14 protein-coding genes are annotated in these 14956 nt (G+C 61.1%); 6 read left to right on the top strand and 8 right to left on the bottom strand.

From position 1 onward, the window contains the following. The 3 genes from EOA33_RS07835 to EOA33_RS07825 all read right to left on the bottom strand — a co-directional run. Window positions 1-543: ROK family protein (locus EOA33_RS07835; RefSeq protein ID WP_127405373.1), on the bottom strand; the 543-nt coding region annotated here is incomplete at its 3' end. Further along, window positions 527-1354 carry a MurR/RpiR family transcriptional regulator gene (locus tag EOA33_RS07830; RefSeq protein ID WP_127405372.1) on the bottom strand — a complete coding sequence of 276 codons (828 nt, stop codon included), beginning with the start codon at window positions 1352-1354 and terminating at the stop codon, window positions 527-529. The genes EOA33_RS07835 and EOA33_RS07830, both read right to left, overlap by 17 nt. A 53-nt stretch (window positions 1355-1407) precedes the next feature. Beyond that, on the bottom strand, window positions 1408-2544 hold the full coding sequence (locus tag EOA33_RS07825) for a GNAT family N-acetyltransferase (RefSeq protein WP_127405371.1): 1137 nt from the start codon (window positions 2542-2544) through the stop codon (window positions 1408-1410). A 615-nt stretch (window positions 2545-3159) separates the two neighbouring features. Here EOA33_RS07825 and EOA33_RS07820 point away from each other — a divergent pair. Both EOA33_RS07820 and EOA33_RS07815 read left to right on the top strand, forming a co-directional pair. Then, on the top strand, window positions 3160-4293 hold the full coding sequence (locus EOA33_RS07820; protein WP_245454766.1) for an ATP-binding protein: 1134 nt from the start codon (window positions 3160-3162) through the stop codon (window positions 4291-4293). Beyond that, a complete protein-coding gene (locus EOA33_RS07815) occupies window positions 4271-6508 on the top strand; it encodes a S8 family peptidase (RefSeq protein ID WP_245482269.1) in 2238 nt (745 codons plus the stop codon). Before EOA33_RS07820 ends, EOA33_RS07815 begins: the two co-directional genes overlap by 23 nt. Before the next feature lie 5 nt (window positions 6509-6513). Here the strand turns inward: EOA33_RS07815 and EOA33_RS07810 are convergent, their stop codons facing one another. Together EOA33_RS07810 and EOA33_RS07805 are read right to left on the bottom strand one after the other, a co-directional pair. After that, window positions 6514-7062 (bottom strand): ImmA/IrrE family metallo-endopeptidase, encoded by a 549-nt coding sequence (locus EOA33_RS07810; RefSeq protein WP_165349803.1) that lies wholly within the window; start codon window positions 7060-7062, stop codon window positions 6514-6516. Window positions 7063-7064: 2 nt separating this feature from the next. Further along, window positions 7065-7409, bottom strand: coding sequence for a helix-turn-helix domain-containing protein (locus EOA33_RS07805; RefSeq protein WP_127308823.1), 345 nt, complete (start codon window positions 7407-7409; stop codon window positions 7065-7067). A gap of 129 nt (window positions 7410-7538) precedes the next feature. Here EOA33_RS07805 and EOA33_RS07800 point away from each other — a divergent pair, with 129 nt between their 5' ends. Genes EOA33_RS07800 through EOA33_RS07790 form a run of 3 tightly spaced genes read left to right on the top strand, consistent with a single transcriptional unit; the run spans window position 7539 to window position 9389 of the window. Further along, window positions 7539-7808 (top strand): multiubiquitin domain-containing protein, encoded by a 270-nt coding sequence (locus EOA33_RS07800; RefSeq protein WP_127405369.1) that lies wholly within the window; start codon window positions 7539-7541, stop codon window positions 7806-7808. Beyond that, window positions 7783-8955: a ThiF family adenylyltransferase gene (locus EOA33_RS07795; protein WP_127405368.1), complete on the top strand. Its 1173-nt coding sequence runs from the start codon at window positions 7783-7785 to the stop codon at window positions 8953-8955. Before EOA33_RS07800 ends, EOA33_RS07795 begins: the two co-directional genes overlap by 26 nt. After that, window positions 8952-9389: a DUF6527 family protein gene (locus EOA33_RS07790; RefSeq protein ID WP_190234225.1), complete on the top strand. Its 438-nt coding sequence runs from the start codon at window positions 8952-8954 to the stop codon at window positions 9387-9389. Before EOA33_RS07795 ends, EOA33_RS07790 begins: the two co-directional genes overlap by 4 nt. 23 nt (window positions 9390-9412) lie before the next feature. Here the strand turns inward: EOA33_RS07790 and EOA33_RS07785 are convergent, their stop codons facing one another. The 3 genes from EOA33_RS07785 to EOA33_RS07775 form a co-directional block, all read right to left on the bottom strand. Next, window positions 9413-10024: a hypothetical protein gene (locus EOA33_RS07785; RefSeq protein WP_127405367.1), complete on the bottom strand. Its 612-nt coding sequence runs from the start codon at window positions 10022-10024 to the stop codon at window positions 9413-9415. 166 nt (window positions 10025-10190) lie between these two features. Next, complete coding sequence (locus tag EOA33_RS07780) at window positions 10191-13430, bottom strand: DEAD/DEAH box helicase (RefSeq protein ID WP_127405366.1); 3240 nt, start codon at window positions 13428-13430, stop codon at window positions 10191-10193. After that, window positions 13430-14308, bottom strand: coding sequence for a hypothetical protein (locus EOA33_RS07775; RefSeq protein ID WP_210212558.1), 879 nt, complete (start codon window positions 14306-14308; stop codon window positions 13430-13432). The genes EOA33_RS07780 and EOA33_RS07775 overlap by 1 nt, the downstream gene beginning before the upstream one ends. A gap of 123 nt (window positions 14309-14431) precedes the next feature. On the opposite strand from EOA33_RS07775, the gene EOA33_RS07770 reads away from it, so the two are divergent. Further along, on the top strand, window positions 14432-14956 hold a 525-nt coding region (locus tag EOA33_RS07770; RefSeq protein ID WP_145989088.1), incomplete at its 3' end, for a nuclease-related domain-containing protein.

Here is a 14956-nt window from a genome sequence, read left to right as displayed (position 1 = left end):
GACCGTCTCCAGGCAGCCACGCCGGCCGCAGCCGCACAGGATGCCGCCGGGTGCGGAGCGCGTATGTCCGACATGGCCGGCAAGCCCGGTGGCGCCGCTTTCCAGCCGGCCATCTATCACCAGCCCGCAGCCGATGCCGGTCGAAACGGTGAAGAAGGCGAAGTTGCGAAATCCCTTGCCGGCGCCAATGGTGAATTCGGCCCAGGCGGCGGCCTGGGCGTCATTAACGACAAGCGGCGGCATGCCGAAAGCGCGCTCGATCGCCGAGGCAATCGGATAGCCGTCCTCGATCGGCAGGGTTTCGGGGTTCAGCGCCGTCAGCGCGCCGTCGCGCACGATGCCGGTGGTAGCGACGGCGACCGCGCCAAAACCACTTTTCGGCGCAAGCCCGGCAATGGCCGCGATCAGATGGTCGCCTTTGCCGGTGCGTGGCGTCGGCGCCTGGCGGCGGTTTGCGATCCTGCGGCCACTCACTTCGGCTGTCGCGATCTTGGTGCCGCCAATATCGATGGCGAGCACAGGCAAATCAGAAGCTGCGGTCACTCACGACCTCCGCCGTGCGGCTGAGCTCGACCAGCCGCTTCGGATCCTGTCTGGTCATCTCGGCCACCAGCGCATCGACGATGAGCAACTGGCTGATCTTCGAGGGGAAGGCGCCGCCCGTGAGCGGCGTCTCCGGCCAGGATGCGATCAAAGCCAGGTCGCAGACGGCAATCAGTGGGCTCTTCGAGCGGTTCGAGATACCGATGACAAAGGCGCCCTTGGAACGGGCAAGCTCTGCCACGCGCACGGCATCAATCGTCGAGCCGGAACTCGAAATCACCACCTGCACCGTTCCCGGCTGCGCGGTTCCCGCCGCCATCACGGCCAGATGCGCGTCGCCGAGCGTGCGGCTGAATTTGCCGATGCGGGTCATCTTGTAGGCGAGATACTGCGCCGTGACGGCGGAGGCGGCGATGCCGAAACACTCGACCGTTGTCGCGCCCAGCAGCTTGCGCGAGGCGGTGGCGATATCTTCCCGGACGATGAGCTGCTCGGTTTCGCGCAGCGAGGTGATCGCGGTCTCCACCAGCCGCTGGATGTCGTCGGAAGGCAGGCCGTTGTCCCTCGCCCGCTCGTCGGTCGCGAGTTCCTTCGCCAGCGCCAGCTTGAAGTCCTGAAAACCGGAAAAGCCCTGGTCGCGGCAGAAGCGCATGACGCTCGCCTCGGACGATCCGGATGTCTCGGCAAGCTCGGTGATGCTCTGGCGCAAGGTGGCGTCGGGCTGCGCCAGCACCGTCTCGGCGACGCGCGCCAGCGCCGGCGTCATATCGCCCGCCGCTGCTCTCAGCGAGGCTATCAGCGCGTGTGTCATGCAGACCCCTCAAAAGATTCCCGGTTCGAGCACGATCCTGTCCAAATCCATGCTCAAAAATGCTCCGCCACCCAGGGCGGCGGTCCGGCAAACAGCTGGTCACAGCGTCGTATGTCAGCCGAGTCGCCGGCAACGAGCCCATACTGCGCCAGTTTCGAGCCGCTGCGGAAGCCTGTGAAGAGCTGGACGAAGGCCGGCGGGTCCACGCGCACGGCCGGGCCGGATGCATCACCCCCCTCGCGCACCGCGGCGACGCCTTGCCGAATTTCGATCTCGAGCGCTGCATCGCCGATGCGCAGCGCGAGTTTTGCCTGGTCGACATGGTAGCCGCGCTGGCGCAGCGCCGTCGCTGGATGGAGCACTCGCAACAGCCATTCCTCCTGGCGCGCAAGCCGCCAGCCCTTGTCCGGCATCGCCGCCAACAGATCGTCCTGCGGGGCGCCATGCCAGCGCACCGCAGGATAGACCGAGCGAAAGCGGGCAAGAAAGGAAAGCAAGCCTTGCGCCGCCTCGGGCGACGCGGCAAACCAGTCCCGTACCACCAGGCAGGTTTTGTCGCCCATGTCGAGTATCAGATAGGCGACCTCGCCTTCAGCAAGATAGGCTGCGAGCGCATCGGTCGGGGCCCGCCGCAACTCGTTCCAGTGGGCGGCGGCGCGTGCGAGCAAGCCCGATTCGCCACGCGTCTTGGCGTCATAGGCGCGGGCCATGCGCGGATCGTCGAGCTCGACGCGATCGAAGGCGAGCCGGCTCGACGAAGGCAGTGCCGCTGTTGCCGCCTCATAGACGATTTCGTGTCCGGCAAGCTCGAAACCGGCCTTGCGGTAGACCGGCCGCGTCGAGGCAAACAGCGTGGCTATCGCGGCGCCCTTGCTCCTCGCCTCATCGCAGAGAGCATCGACAAAAGGCACGGCAATGCCCTGGCCGCGCCGCTCCGGCGCGATCGCCACATGCACGATGTTTGCCGCCTGCACGGCCTTGCCGTGGAAGATATGCGCCGTCTGAAGCAGACCCGCGCACACGACCGGACGGCCGCCCTCGCCGCGCATGAGCCGCAGCGTCTCGATCCCGATATTGGCGATGTATTCGTGCGACCGCGCCTTGCTGAAACCGAAGGCCCAACTGAGCAGGCTGGCTACGTCGGCGACATCCTTGGTGGTCGCAATGTCGGTTGTGAAGTTTTTTTTCATACCAATTCCATCTATGGCGCTTTTTATCATAGCGACAAAATGAGCGCGCGCAATGGGGGCCGGTGAACGCCGATCAATTTGGGGTGGCAACGCTTCAGAGATGGGGATGGCTGTGGAAGTCGTCATTCCAGTCGGTCGAACTTGGTTGACCCCGACCGCTGTTGAGGCGCTTCATGATCGGATTGAATTGAGGCGCCTGGTTAGACGACGTAAGGCGAGAAATTCGACAATGCCCTTTATGCGACTTTCGAGGCACAAATGGCGAATGTTGAGAGGGCGTTCCGTGTTTTGACCTCAATAGGCCTGCCCATTCTGCAGTTACGGTGATCATCAGCAGTGGCATGAACGGGGCCGCCAGCCGACTGTCCGCTATCGGGCCAAACTTCTATGATGAGTCGCCATTCGATTCCGCCGCCCTTCTCGAACGCTTGAGGCTGTTTGCCAAAATGCTTTCAGCAGATGGTTCAGCCAAAGCCACACGCATGCAGTCTTCCGCATAAAAACGTATATTAAACAGCATATTGGCGATTTTGTGGAAGAGTCAAAGTTTTTTCCATTGAAAAATCGTCCACCAGGACTTACAATCGGGCCCGGCCTCAATGAGGAAGGTTTTCGGTGTCAGCTGTCGACAACAAACTTGAAAAAGACATGGTGCATCTGGCGCGGGTGGCGCTTTCGGGTCGCCCGCAGGATGTAATGACCCTGCTGCATCGCTTTGCGAAGGGGTATCGCGATAATGCGCCAGCCATGGCGCGATCTCTTGCCGATCTATTGCGCGAGGCGCCGACACGGGCTTCGCCGCTTCGCCGCCAAACCGATGCTGTCCTCCCTGTCGATGGTGACACCCGTTTTCACCTATTGCGAATCGAGGAGCATTCGGTTCTCGACCATGAGCCGGTCTATTCGAGCGCCGTCAAAGGCGTTCTCGATACGCTTGTGGCCGAGCGCAAGGGCATTGAAAACCTGCAGAAAGCAGGGCTGGAGCCTGCACATACGGTCCTGTTCACCGGTGCCCCCGGCGTCGGCAAGACCTTGGCAGCACGGTGGCTCGCCCGCGAACTGAATCGGCCCCTTCTGATCCTCGATCTTGCGGCTGTCATGAGCAGCTATCTCGGCCGCACCGGTACCAATTTGCGACACGTTCTCGACTATGCAAAGACGCTCGACTGCGTGCTGCTGCTTGATGAGCTCGACGCGATCGCCAAGCGTCGTGACGACCGCGGGGAAATTGGCGAACTTAAAAGACTTGTCACTGTCCTGATCCAGCAGATCGACGACTGGCCGTCGCGTGGGTTGCTGGTCGCTGCGACCAATCACCCCGACCTGCTCGACCCTGCGATCTGGCGGCGTTTCGACACCACGCTCGATTTTCCGATTCCGGATCGTGAAGCTATTCACGCCTACCTTGCGGATGCGCTCGCTCCCATCAGCGGGCATGCGCAGAACTGGGCACAGATTTTGACGATTGCGCTGGAAGGGCAGTCGTTCAGCGACATCGATCGCGAACTTCGTGCGGTACGCCGGAAGGCGGCGCTCTCCGGCGAGCCGCTCGACGAACACCTTATAGGGCTTCTCAATGGACAAGCGGGCAGCAAGGCGGACCGTATCGCCATCGCGGCCGAACTAGTGAATTCGGGCGTGCTGTCGCAACGCGCGGCGCACGAGGTAACCGGCGTTGCCCGAGAGACGATCCGCGCGCGGACGAAGAAAAAGCCTGTGAAGAGCAATGGCCGAGGTCACGATGGCTAAGACGAACTTTCTTCTCGGGAAGGGCGAAAGACTGACCCAGACCGTCGTTGTGCGGTCCGGCGGCGGCCCCAAGGCGACGCCGTATACGTTTGCGCAGGCGCGCAGCCGCCTTGCACCGATGCTGGCCGACACGGTGAAGGAGATCAGGTCACTTCCTGATGAAGCGTGCCCGCAGGGTCAGGCCGTTGCGGCTGTCGTCCTCAATCCGGAGTTCATCGCCAAGTCCTATTTTCCAACAGAGCTGTTCCGTCAGACTGGCCTGACGCCGGTCGGCAGCAAGCCGCGCCGGATTACGCCGGCCCAGCGCTCAAAAGGGCGCCCACCGGAGGAGGCCCTGACGACCGAGCTCTTCGTCATGGGGAGCAAAGAGGATTTTGCGAACTGGCAGGCGTCGCTGGGAAGGGTCGTCGAAGGCACGCAGGTCGCCAAGGACCTGATGACGCTCGAAGCGATCGAAGCACAGAGCGTTGACGACAAGATCAAAGGTACGCTGCCAAAACGCGGCAACACTGTGTTCGAAGTTGTGCTCCATACCGAAGGCCTTCAGGGCGAGCAGGCCATGCTGCCCGCGTTTCGGCGATACCTTGCGGGCCTTGGTGTTGAAGCGAGCCTTGACCACCGGTTCTATGCCGGAGGTCTGTGCTTCGTCGAAGTCGAGGCCCCGGCTGCGCTGGCAGAGCCGATCGCGCAGTTCTCGATTGTCCGCGCGGTCCGGCAGATGCCGGAGCTGCGCGTCCTGCAGCCCGCCATCCGTACGTCTGCCATCCCGTCGGCTTCGATCTCGTTGCCGCCTGAGGCCGCAGTCGATCCTTCCATTGCCGCCGTCATCTTCGATGGCGGTCTGCCGAAATCCCATCCGCTTGGGAAATGGGCACAGGCGCGCGAGATAGCTGGCACGGGCGCTCCGATCAATGAATTCCTCGTGCACGGGACGGGGGTGACGTCTGCGTTTCTTTTCGGCGCGATCGACCCCTCGCAGCCGCTGCCGCAACCCTACGCGAATGTCGATCACTACCGCGTCCTTGATGGTGATCCCAGCCAGAACCTGCATGAACTTTATGAAGTGCTCGGGCGCATCAAGAACGTGCTCGACCGCAAGCACTACGACTTTGTGAATCTGAGCATCGGACCGTCTCTCACCATCGAGGATGACGATGTCCACGCCTGGACCGCTGTACTCGACGAGCGCTTCGCCCGTTCCGATACCCTTGCCGCGGTGGCTGTCGGCAACAATGGTGAAGGCGACGAAGAACTGAGTCTTAACCGCGTGCAGGTCCCGTCCGACTGCGTGAACGCTCTTGCGGTCGGTGCGGCCGACTCGCCCGGCGAAAAATGGGCGCGTGCTCCCTACAGTTCAGTCGGGCCGGGCAGGAGCCCCGGGCTTATGAAACCCGATCTCGTCGAGTTCGGCGGATCGCTGCAAAGGCCGTTCCTCGTCATCAGCGGCAGCAGCAAGCCGGGCCTTGAAGCAACCGGCGGGACTTCCTTTGCGGCGCCCAGCACATTGCGGCTGGGGGCCGGGATCAAGGCCCATTTCGGCGGCAGCATCGGGCTCCTTGCGGTCCGGGCCCTGCTTGTGCACTCGACCGAGGATTCGGAGCACCCTTACCGGGAGGTCGGCTGGGGACGCGTCGCGCGCACGCTGGAAGACATAGTAGTGTGCGACGACGACACGATCCGCGTTATCTACCAGGGCGACATTTCGCCGACCAAATACATTCGAGCCCCGATCCCGCTGCCGGACGGCGGCATTGCCGGCAACGCCGAGATCATGGCGACGCTCGCCTACAAATGCATGACTGATCCGCACCACCCTGGCAACTACACGAGAGCCGGGCTGGAGGTGACGTTCCGGCCGCATGACGGCAAGTTCAAGGCGGACGACCAGCTTCACCCCGATTCAAAAAGCTTCTTCTCCAGCATCCGTTCGGGCGGGGAGGAAGAGGAGTTGCGGCGCGATGCTTGGAAATGGGAAAACTGCCTGCACGCCCGCCGAGCCTTCCGGGGGGCGAGCCTGCGCAATCCGTGCTTTGACATCCACTACAATTCTCGGCTCGAAGGCCGGAACTTTACGCCCGCTGAAAAGCTGCCCTATGCTCTGGCCGTGACAGTGCGGGCAAAAGGCATTGCGGATTTCTACGACCAGGTTGTACGCAAGTACGCAACCCAGCTGGAGCCGCTGCGGCCCGTCGTGGAAATACCGATCAGAACCTGAACCTGCTACGAATAAACGGCGGCGCGGCGCATGCGGATGTAGGCGCCGCTCATGTTCAGCCGAAGCTGCAGCATCTGCTCGCTCACGCCGTAGAGATGTTGCGCTTCATCCGTAAGCCTCCGGCGCAGCACATGCATCGCGCCCTCGTCCGTCAGCAGCAACACACCGGCGAGGAAGTCTGCTTCGGCCTCGATACCGCGGTCGTGCGTCCGTTCGCCGTCGATCGTCAGCGGCGGTGTGAAGCCGTGGCCGAGAAAGCAGTGCGCGAGTTCATGGCAGATGTTGCTGCGCTGCCGGTGCTCATGGTGCTTGTCGTTGTGCAGAATGGCTGTCTGGCCGCCACGCGGCACGGTCACCGCCGAGAAGAACTTCCGGTTTTCACCATGCAGAAAAGGGGAGTCCGGCTCGACCTCGCTCAGCTTGAGCAGACGGATGTCAAAGCGGGCGCAGACTTGGACCGGTTCGATAGGACAGATCGGCGTCAGACCGACCTTTTCCCGGACCCGGGCGGCGATACGTTTGGCCTCTGCCTTAAATCCGTGCCTGAACTTCAATGTCAATCATCCCGCAGCTTCTTGTAGGTACTGATGACGATATCCTCCATGAGCTTCGCCTTATCCCCGGACAGCTTCGGATCGGCGCGCAGCAAGGCGGTGATACGCGCGATCGGTTCAGCTTCTTGCTGACCTGCGCGCGGGATAAACATCTCGGCCTTAAGATTCGACCATGTCAGTAGGGCCGCTAATCCGTTGACGTCAGGCTTGGCACCCTGTCCGATCCTGGACAGGGTCGATGCGTTAACCCCTGCCTCCTCGGCGACCTCCTTCCACGTCATCTGGCGACCAAGACGCGCGGCGTTGAGCGCCGCGTAGAAGGCTTCGCTGTCGAAGTGGTCGGTCATCGTATCTCCAATTGCGAAAATTAAATCAATTGCGAACTTGCAATTTCATCCACAAGATTATAGTATCGAATTGATTGCGAAATCGCAATCCTCCTCTAACGGCGCGACGCGCCAGAAAGATATGTACCGATGAATGACCTCAACCGCGAAGAGCGCCAGCAGACGGTGACCATCATCGTCAACGGCCGCAAAAAGACGCTCCCGAAGAAAGAAGAGCTGACCTTTGAAGAGGTCGTTGCTCTGGCTTTCGATAATCCCCCGACCGGCGACGGCATCCAGTACACCGTCCAGTACACCCGCGGTCACGGCCACAAGCCGTCGGGCACGCTGGTCGAGGGCCAGTCGGTGAAAATCAAGGAAGGGATGGAATTCGATGTCACGTCGACCAATCGCTCTTAGTCCAGACCTTCTCCGGATGCAGAACGAGGGTTACGACCTCGACATACGGGGCGGCTACCTGCTCGTCAGGAACGTTCCGTATGTCGATTCGTCGGGAACCGTCCGTCTCGGCATCCTGATCTCGAAACTCGAGCTGTCCGGCGACAAGACCGTGAAGCCCACTGATCATGTCGCCTACTGGACCGGGGAGCACCCCTGCCACAGTGACGGCAGAAAGATCACGGCGATCCAGAACCCTTCAGCGCCCCAGGATTTCGGGGACGGGGTCAAGGCGGATCATACGTTTTCCGCCAAGGCGGATTACCGCGACTACCATCACAAGATGACGACCTATATCGGCCGCATCGCCGGCGAAGCGGCCAAGGTCGATTCTCTCGCGACAGCCCGCACCTATCCGGCAATCCCGGCCCACGACGAATCGTGCGTGTTCAAGTATGTCGACACCGCCACCAGCCGCGCCGGCATCGGGGCGGTGAACGGCAAGGTTGCGGGCCAGAAAGTCGGTATCCTCGGTATGGGCGGCACTGCCGCCTATGTCTTGGACCTCGTGACGAAAACGGCTGCGGAGCAGATCCATATCTTCGATGGCGATGTGTTCTCCCAGCACAACGCCTTCCGCGCGCCGGGCGCCCCCTCGCTCGAAGACCTCGAAATCAGGCCGCAGAAGGTGGCCTATTTCGCGGCCCTGTATTCGAACATGCACAAAGGTATCGTCGCCCATGACGTCTACCTCGATGAAAAGAACGTCGGGCTCCTTGATGGCCTCGACTTCGTGTTCGTCTGCATCGACCGGGGTCCGGTGAAACGGGTCGTCATAGACCGGCTTATCGCCAACGGCACGCCGTTTGCCGAAGTCGGGATGGGCGTCGTTCTCCACGACGGCCAGCTCGGAGGGATCGTCCGGCTGACGACAAGCACCCCTGACACGAGGGACGCCGCCGCGCCGCATATTTCCTATGCGGACGACGATGGCGGGGCGAACGAGTACGCTACGAACATCCAGATCGCGGAGCTGAATTCGCTGAACGCAGTTATCGCAGTGATGGCCTGGAAACAGCACTTCGGCATCTACAGGCAAGCCCGGCCGCATTTTTACACCGGCTATTCCATCGGCTCCGGCGAGTTCGTGCACGAGAGTGCCGCATGAGCGGAACAAACCGCCTGACGCCCTCCTTCGTCGAGTTCATACCCGATGAGTTGGAGGAGGGCGTCATCTATATTTCCCGCCGCTATTCAACCGCCTCGCATCTTTGCTGCTGCGGGTGCGGGCGTGAGGTCGTGACGCCGCTGAATCCGGCGAAGTGGCGTTTTTCTGAAAAGGATGGGAAGGTGTCCCTGACCCCGTCCGTGGGCAACTGGAGCTTTCCCTGCCAGTCGCATTACTGGATAAACGGCAACCGGGTTTCGTGGGCGCCGGGCATGGCGTCAGAAGTCATCGCGGCCGTGCAGGCGCGCGATCGCCACGATGCCGCCAAACATATCCCCCAGCGCCCGGGCTTGCTTGCCCGCACCTGGAGTGTCGCGGCGCAAATTCGCCAGCAGTTGGTCGACTGCTATCGCCGCTGGAAAGGCCGCTGGTAGTGGCACCAGCGCCGGGCGCCGCGCTATGCCCCGACCTTCGACGGCGGAAACCAAGGCTCTGCCTGCAGCCTTGTACGTAGCTTGGTGACGACCAGTTCCGGAGCGCGCCACACATAGGTGGCCGCAGCCGCCTTGCCTTCAGGCGTGATCATTTGCAGGTGCGCGACCGCGGCATTGATCGAAAACGCTTCCCCCTTTTTCACGGCATTCTTGTCGGGAAAGTTAGAGGGCATGCCGGCCCAGACGACGACGTCAAACTTTTTGCTGTTGGCCCACGCGGCAATGGCATCCGGTACTGCCGGCACGCACTTTCGGTCTGGCTCTTGCGAGAAGTAAAATCCCATGTGGTCCATGATCGTGCCCTCACGGTCACGCAGGTCGGCGATCGCGTCGGCAGGGTTCTTTCGCCGGCTCATGGCATATCTGACTTTGCAATCGCTACCGTTATCCGGATCGATGACGAGCGTCAGTGCTCCTTTGCGTGTCTTGGAAACGCGGGAAAATTCGAGCGGCAGAACCGGGCCGTCTTCAAGCCATTCTCCGTGCTGGTCGTCGAAAGCAGGCCACCGGTCATCCCAGATCAGTGATCCCCACGCCAAGACTGCGATCTTCAGCGGTTTTATTTTCTCAGCCATCTTTGCCTCCCTCAATATTGATGCTGGACAGCTTATCCGCAGTATTCCGGCTGCGCAGCCAAATTTGCTTGCGCGGCAATTCCAGAACGCGCCGCGTTCCGACGAGTCCGCCCGCCAGCACCGCTGCGCAGCGGATAAAGAACACACTTGAAGCCGTTCAAGGATGTCAGTCTGCTAGCCGCTGCTCCAAGTCCGTTTGCCTTAATGCCAGCGCGTGAAGCTGAACCCGGCTGAGCACAGCGGGCGTATTGTTGGAGAGAAAGACCTTCTCTGGCGTGTCGTACCCCTTGCGCACGGCCGGGCCAAGACATTCGATAACTTGTCGATCGAGCTCTTCCTGTTGGTCAAATGGGTCGACCTCCTCGACGACGTGCGACACCAATCCTATGATGAACGAGAGGCCCCGAGGCACGACAGTTCCGACAAGCTCACGCGCCCTCGGACACATCTTCTGCGTGTCGTCGTCGGAATCGGGGTCTCCGCCCAATACGCGCTCGACCTCGCAGAGCGGCTTGCCGCTGATCCATGCGACGAGGCCGGGGAGCACAAGCGTCAACTCCTCGGCGGTGAGTTTCGTGTCGCGCTTTCGACCGCATGATCCCATGAGCGACCGGCTTACGCTACCCAGCAGCGAGTCGCGCGCATCGTCGTCGGCCGTCAGCCAATCGATCGTCCAGATAAGCCAATTCTCTATCGTGGTGGGCAACTTTCCGGCGCCGTCGGCAATTCGCTGTCGCAGCCGGAGCAGCAGGTTCATCGACAACCCGCTTTGAGAGGCGAGTTCCGCGATCGTGTTATCAATCTCTCCCGGCGCATCCAGCGCGATCGCCTTCTTTAGATCGGTGATCTTGGCCTCAAATTCCGCTTCGGCATGCCGCTTTTGCGCGGCAAACGCCCCGAACGACTTTCGAAGATCGAATAGGACGTTGGGCTCCGCCGCTCCTTCCGCTTCGCGAAGCGCCGCCATTCGATTTACGACATAGCGGACATCGGCATCGACCGTTTGACCCTGCATGAGCCTGTCTAGCACGATCTCGAGCGGATCGGAGATCACGACGCAGCGATCGTCTTCGGGCAGAACAGACTTCAGCTTTTCGATAACCTTCCATCCCAAGGGTTCACCTTCGGAGAAGCTGATGATTGGTTCGGGAATCAGCAGCACGACGCCATTAGCGAGATGACCTGCTCGACCGGCTCGGGCGGCAGCGTTCAGAATCTCATGCGCTTCGAGGTCGGCGCGCCCTTTTTGTTCAGCGTCGGCGCGCTTGTCGCCAGCCAGGATCGCAAGCTGGGCAGGAAGGTTGAGGCCCTGGGCGAGTGTCGGCGTTGCGACGATGACCTTCGCGCCGTTGGCCCGTTTGAACATGCGCTCGGCAAGATCGCGCTCGAGCCGAAGCATGGCCGAGTTATGCGGCACGGCGATGGCGGGTCGAGGGAGCAAGGAATGCTTGAGGCCGCCGAGTTCGGCCTCGAGCGCGTCCCAGCGCTCCTGCTCGGCCTCGGTGACGTCGATTTTCTCGTTCAGTTCGTCTGATATCTCGCCCGCGACCGTGACCGCGTCGTTCTTCGTGTTTACGAACACGATTGATTTCAGACCGCTCCGAGTGGCGGAGATGGCCAACTTGGCGGCGACGTGATTGGCATTCGGCTTTAGCCGGAGCGGACCATATTTGATATCGCCGGCGAGCGCGACGGAAGCGTCGAGCACCTGCGTCATGATGCAGTGAGCACGCTTCTCGCGCAGCCAATTATGTTGCAGCCCCCAGATGGCCCATGGGTGCGCGACGAGTTGCCGTTCCGCGACGATGCGAAGCCCCTTGGCCTTCTTCGCCTTTTTCGTGTTTTCAGCGAGCTGGGCGGCCATCGCGGCCTTCTTCGCGTCTTCCAGCTCTCCGTTTTTGTAGATCACCACGCCGCGTGCTTGCCGGCTCGGCTTCCACAAGAGGTCAACGCACACGCAGTCGCGTCCGGTGAGCTGATAGATCCAGTCGGCGAATTCGGGACCGTTCTTGAGCATCGCCGACAAGAAGAGCAGATCCGCGTCGGGAGCGATGTGATTGAATGCGAGGACGCAGAGCATGCCGTCGAGCGCACGCCGAATCTTCCCTGACTGAGGGCTCAAGAGATGGCATTCGTCGAAGATCAGAAGTCCCACATCGGAGAACGCTTCGGGCGCAAACGAGAGCATCGCGAGGCAACGCTCCGGCGTCATCACCTCGATCTCCCGGAGCTGCGCGTCCAGCCCGAAGAGCAAATCGAAGTCGCTGGAGACGACCGAGCCAAGGAGTTCTTGCGGGAAGATCTCCTGCAGATCGCCGGTGAGCTGCTCAACAAGAGCATGCGTCGGCGCGAGAAACACGACCTTTTTGCCTCGGGCGAGAGCGCCCGCCAGCTTCAGTGAAGAGACGGTCGTCTTGCCTGCTCCGGTGGGAAGGACAACAACAGCCGACTTACCGGTCTCGTGGAAACCTTGCGCGACAGCCTCGCGGTGGTTCGGCCAGAGGAACGGGAAAGCATTTGCTCGCGCGCGGATCCATCTCCCCCAAAATTTTGCGTCGGCTCCGCCGGGAGGGGGAAGGTCCGCGAGTGCGGCGCTGGCGATACCACCCTGAGCCGCGATCAGGAGCGACGCGAGGTGATGCGGTCCTGCGTAGGTGTTGAGTATATTGCCACCGAGCACATCGCCGTATTGATCGTCGAAGACGGCCGAGAGCTGCAGCACGCGTTCGAAGGCGGCGCGCGCCGTATCGAAACGTCCAATGGCGGGTTGCGGTGTTGGTAGTCCGAGGAAGCGCGCGGCAAGCATCTCGATGCCGACAATGAGAGCCTCAAGGAGTGCTGCGAGCGCTTGCTCTTCCAGGCCAATCTCTCGACGCCTTGCCCGCCATCGTGACGCACGCTCGTAGATTCGGTCGAGTTGGCCGCGAGCCAGATCGGCGACATTCTCGGACAGAATGGTCGCCTCGTAACTTTGACCATCACGACGAGGAAAGATGTGCGAGGCCGCTTCGTGGGCGTCGGCATATTGTTCTGCGGCAAGAAACAGCAGGGCGGCGGCGATCGTCGGATCGAGGCGGTCCCTGTCAATATTGGAGACGACGGCGGGACCATCGGGTTCGGCCGCTTGCTTTCGTGCGAGGATTTGCTGGGCTGTTCCTGCCACGAATGCGGCCGCCCTGCGTATGGAGCCCTCGGTCTGGAGCGATGTGACTAGTTCATAAGTGTCGGAGATGCGTTCAAGCGTCCATTCGCTTTCACCATCGCTGGCTGCGTCGCCTGTGCCGCTCAATCGCGCCGACACCAGGTTCGCATAGTGCCTCGTCAGCAACGCCGGGATGTTCTGCGGATCGAGGCCCGGAACCGGGGGCGCCGACCGGAGCAGCTGAGCCGTGGCGGAATCGAACATCAGGCAACCTCCGTCTCTAGCTCGTCGAGATAGGCGACCGCCTGTGCTGCAAGGCTATCAAACCAGTCGCGGACCTTTCCTTCGACAATCAAGCTGGCGCCGATGCGGCGATCCTGACTAAGGCCGTCGAGTGCGTCGTATCCCTTGAAGAGTTTCTGCCGCTCGGCCTGGCTGTCTTGATCCTTCGGCAGCGCGAAGGCTGCGCGATAACGTCGCTGCGTACGATCCATGACGTTTGCCGCCAGCTTGGCGGAAGCACCTTCATTGATGCCACTCATCCGCAACAGAGCGGATGCGGTGGCGACGAGCTCGGCAGAACGTTTGTTCTTGTGACGGTCGAGGAACGCAGGAATGACTTTCTGGAGAAACGTGCCCCTGGGATCGTCAGTGCATTTGTCCTCGAAAATCGTCGTCATCACGACTTTTGATTTGTCGTCGGCCAGCTCGATCATCAGGCCGTCCAGGCCTTGAGACGTGGCGCTTACATGCGGGTCTTTCAGCAGCACGTCTTTTCCATAGACTTGCCGCGCGGCGATCCAGGAGATCGCTTCAAAGATGAAACCGTCGCGCTGCCACCGGGGATAACCGGTTCGCGGCGTTTTGACATCGTCCTGAACCGTCATCCTGACCCGTGCTTCTTGACGCAAGTCAGCGTCGGAAAAGGCCGGGGCGGCCGGAAGGAGTTCCCTGAGAATGTAGGCGGCATAGGCCGCTTGGCCCATTGCAATGATTGCGATCAGCTTTGCAAGGCTCGTTCCATCATTCGCGGCCCACCGGTTGCCAACGCACTGGGCGTCGATCGATACAAGTTCGGTGGACAGGGGTGGCGATGCCGTTGCAGGCGGGACTGCCGACTCTCCTTCAACCACGTCGGCCATGTGTTTACTCGCCCCCGAGCGAATCAATTGAAGTTTCGTTCACTTTAATAGATATCGAGCGGAGTGGGCCTCAAGGGCAAGCCTTCCGCTTCGTGACATTTTGCCCTCTGCTATGATTTTCTGATGACTACGAAATCCACCAAAACAAAGATTTGCATTGGCGCGCCGATCGAGCATGAGTCGGAGCGAAAATTCTTGTCATCTATAGTTTCATGGCTCGAAGAGAAAAAGATCCCGTCGATCGTTCTCGCCAATATCGAACTCGAAGGTCGTCAAATCGATTGCGTAATCGCCACGGCGGATTCCGCTTCAGTCGTGGAGGTGAAGACCAGCCGGCTGCCGATCCGCGGTGAGGCCAACGGAACCTGGATGCGGTTGTCTGCTTCCGGCGAGTGGAAAGAGTACACGAACGCCTATCAGCAGGCGGTAGGCGCGAAGAACAGTGTGCGCGATGCAATGCAGGCGGCAAAGCCGGTGGGCCACTTCTATCCGGATGGGTACGTCGTGTTCACCAGCCCAATCCCTGAAGGATCCGTCGTCACGCCGGGCAATTTCAAGGCGCTTGTCACGACCATCGAGTTGTTCCCGGGCCAACTGAAAACGGTCGGGGCATCACCTTGGTCATTGGCGGACTGGGAAGTATTCGCG

It is taken from the genome of Mesorhizobium sp. M4A.F.Ca.ET.050.02.1.1 (assembly GCF_003997725.1).
Classification (GTDB): Bacteria; Pseudomonadota; Alphaproteobacteria; order Rhizobiales; family Rhizobiaceae; genus Mesorhizobium.
The sequence above is the reverse complement of the archived record's forward strand: the minus strand, read 5'-3'. Positions and strand labels throughout refer to the sequence as shown.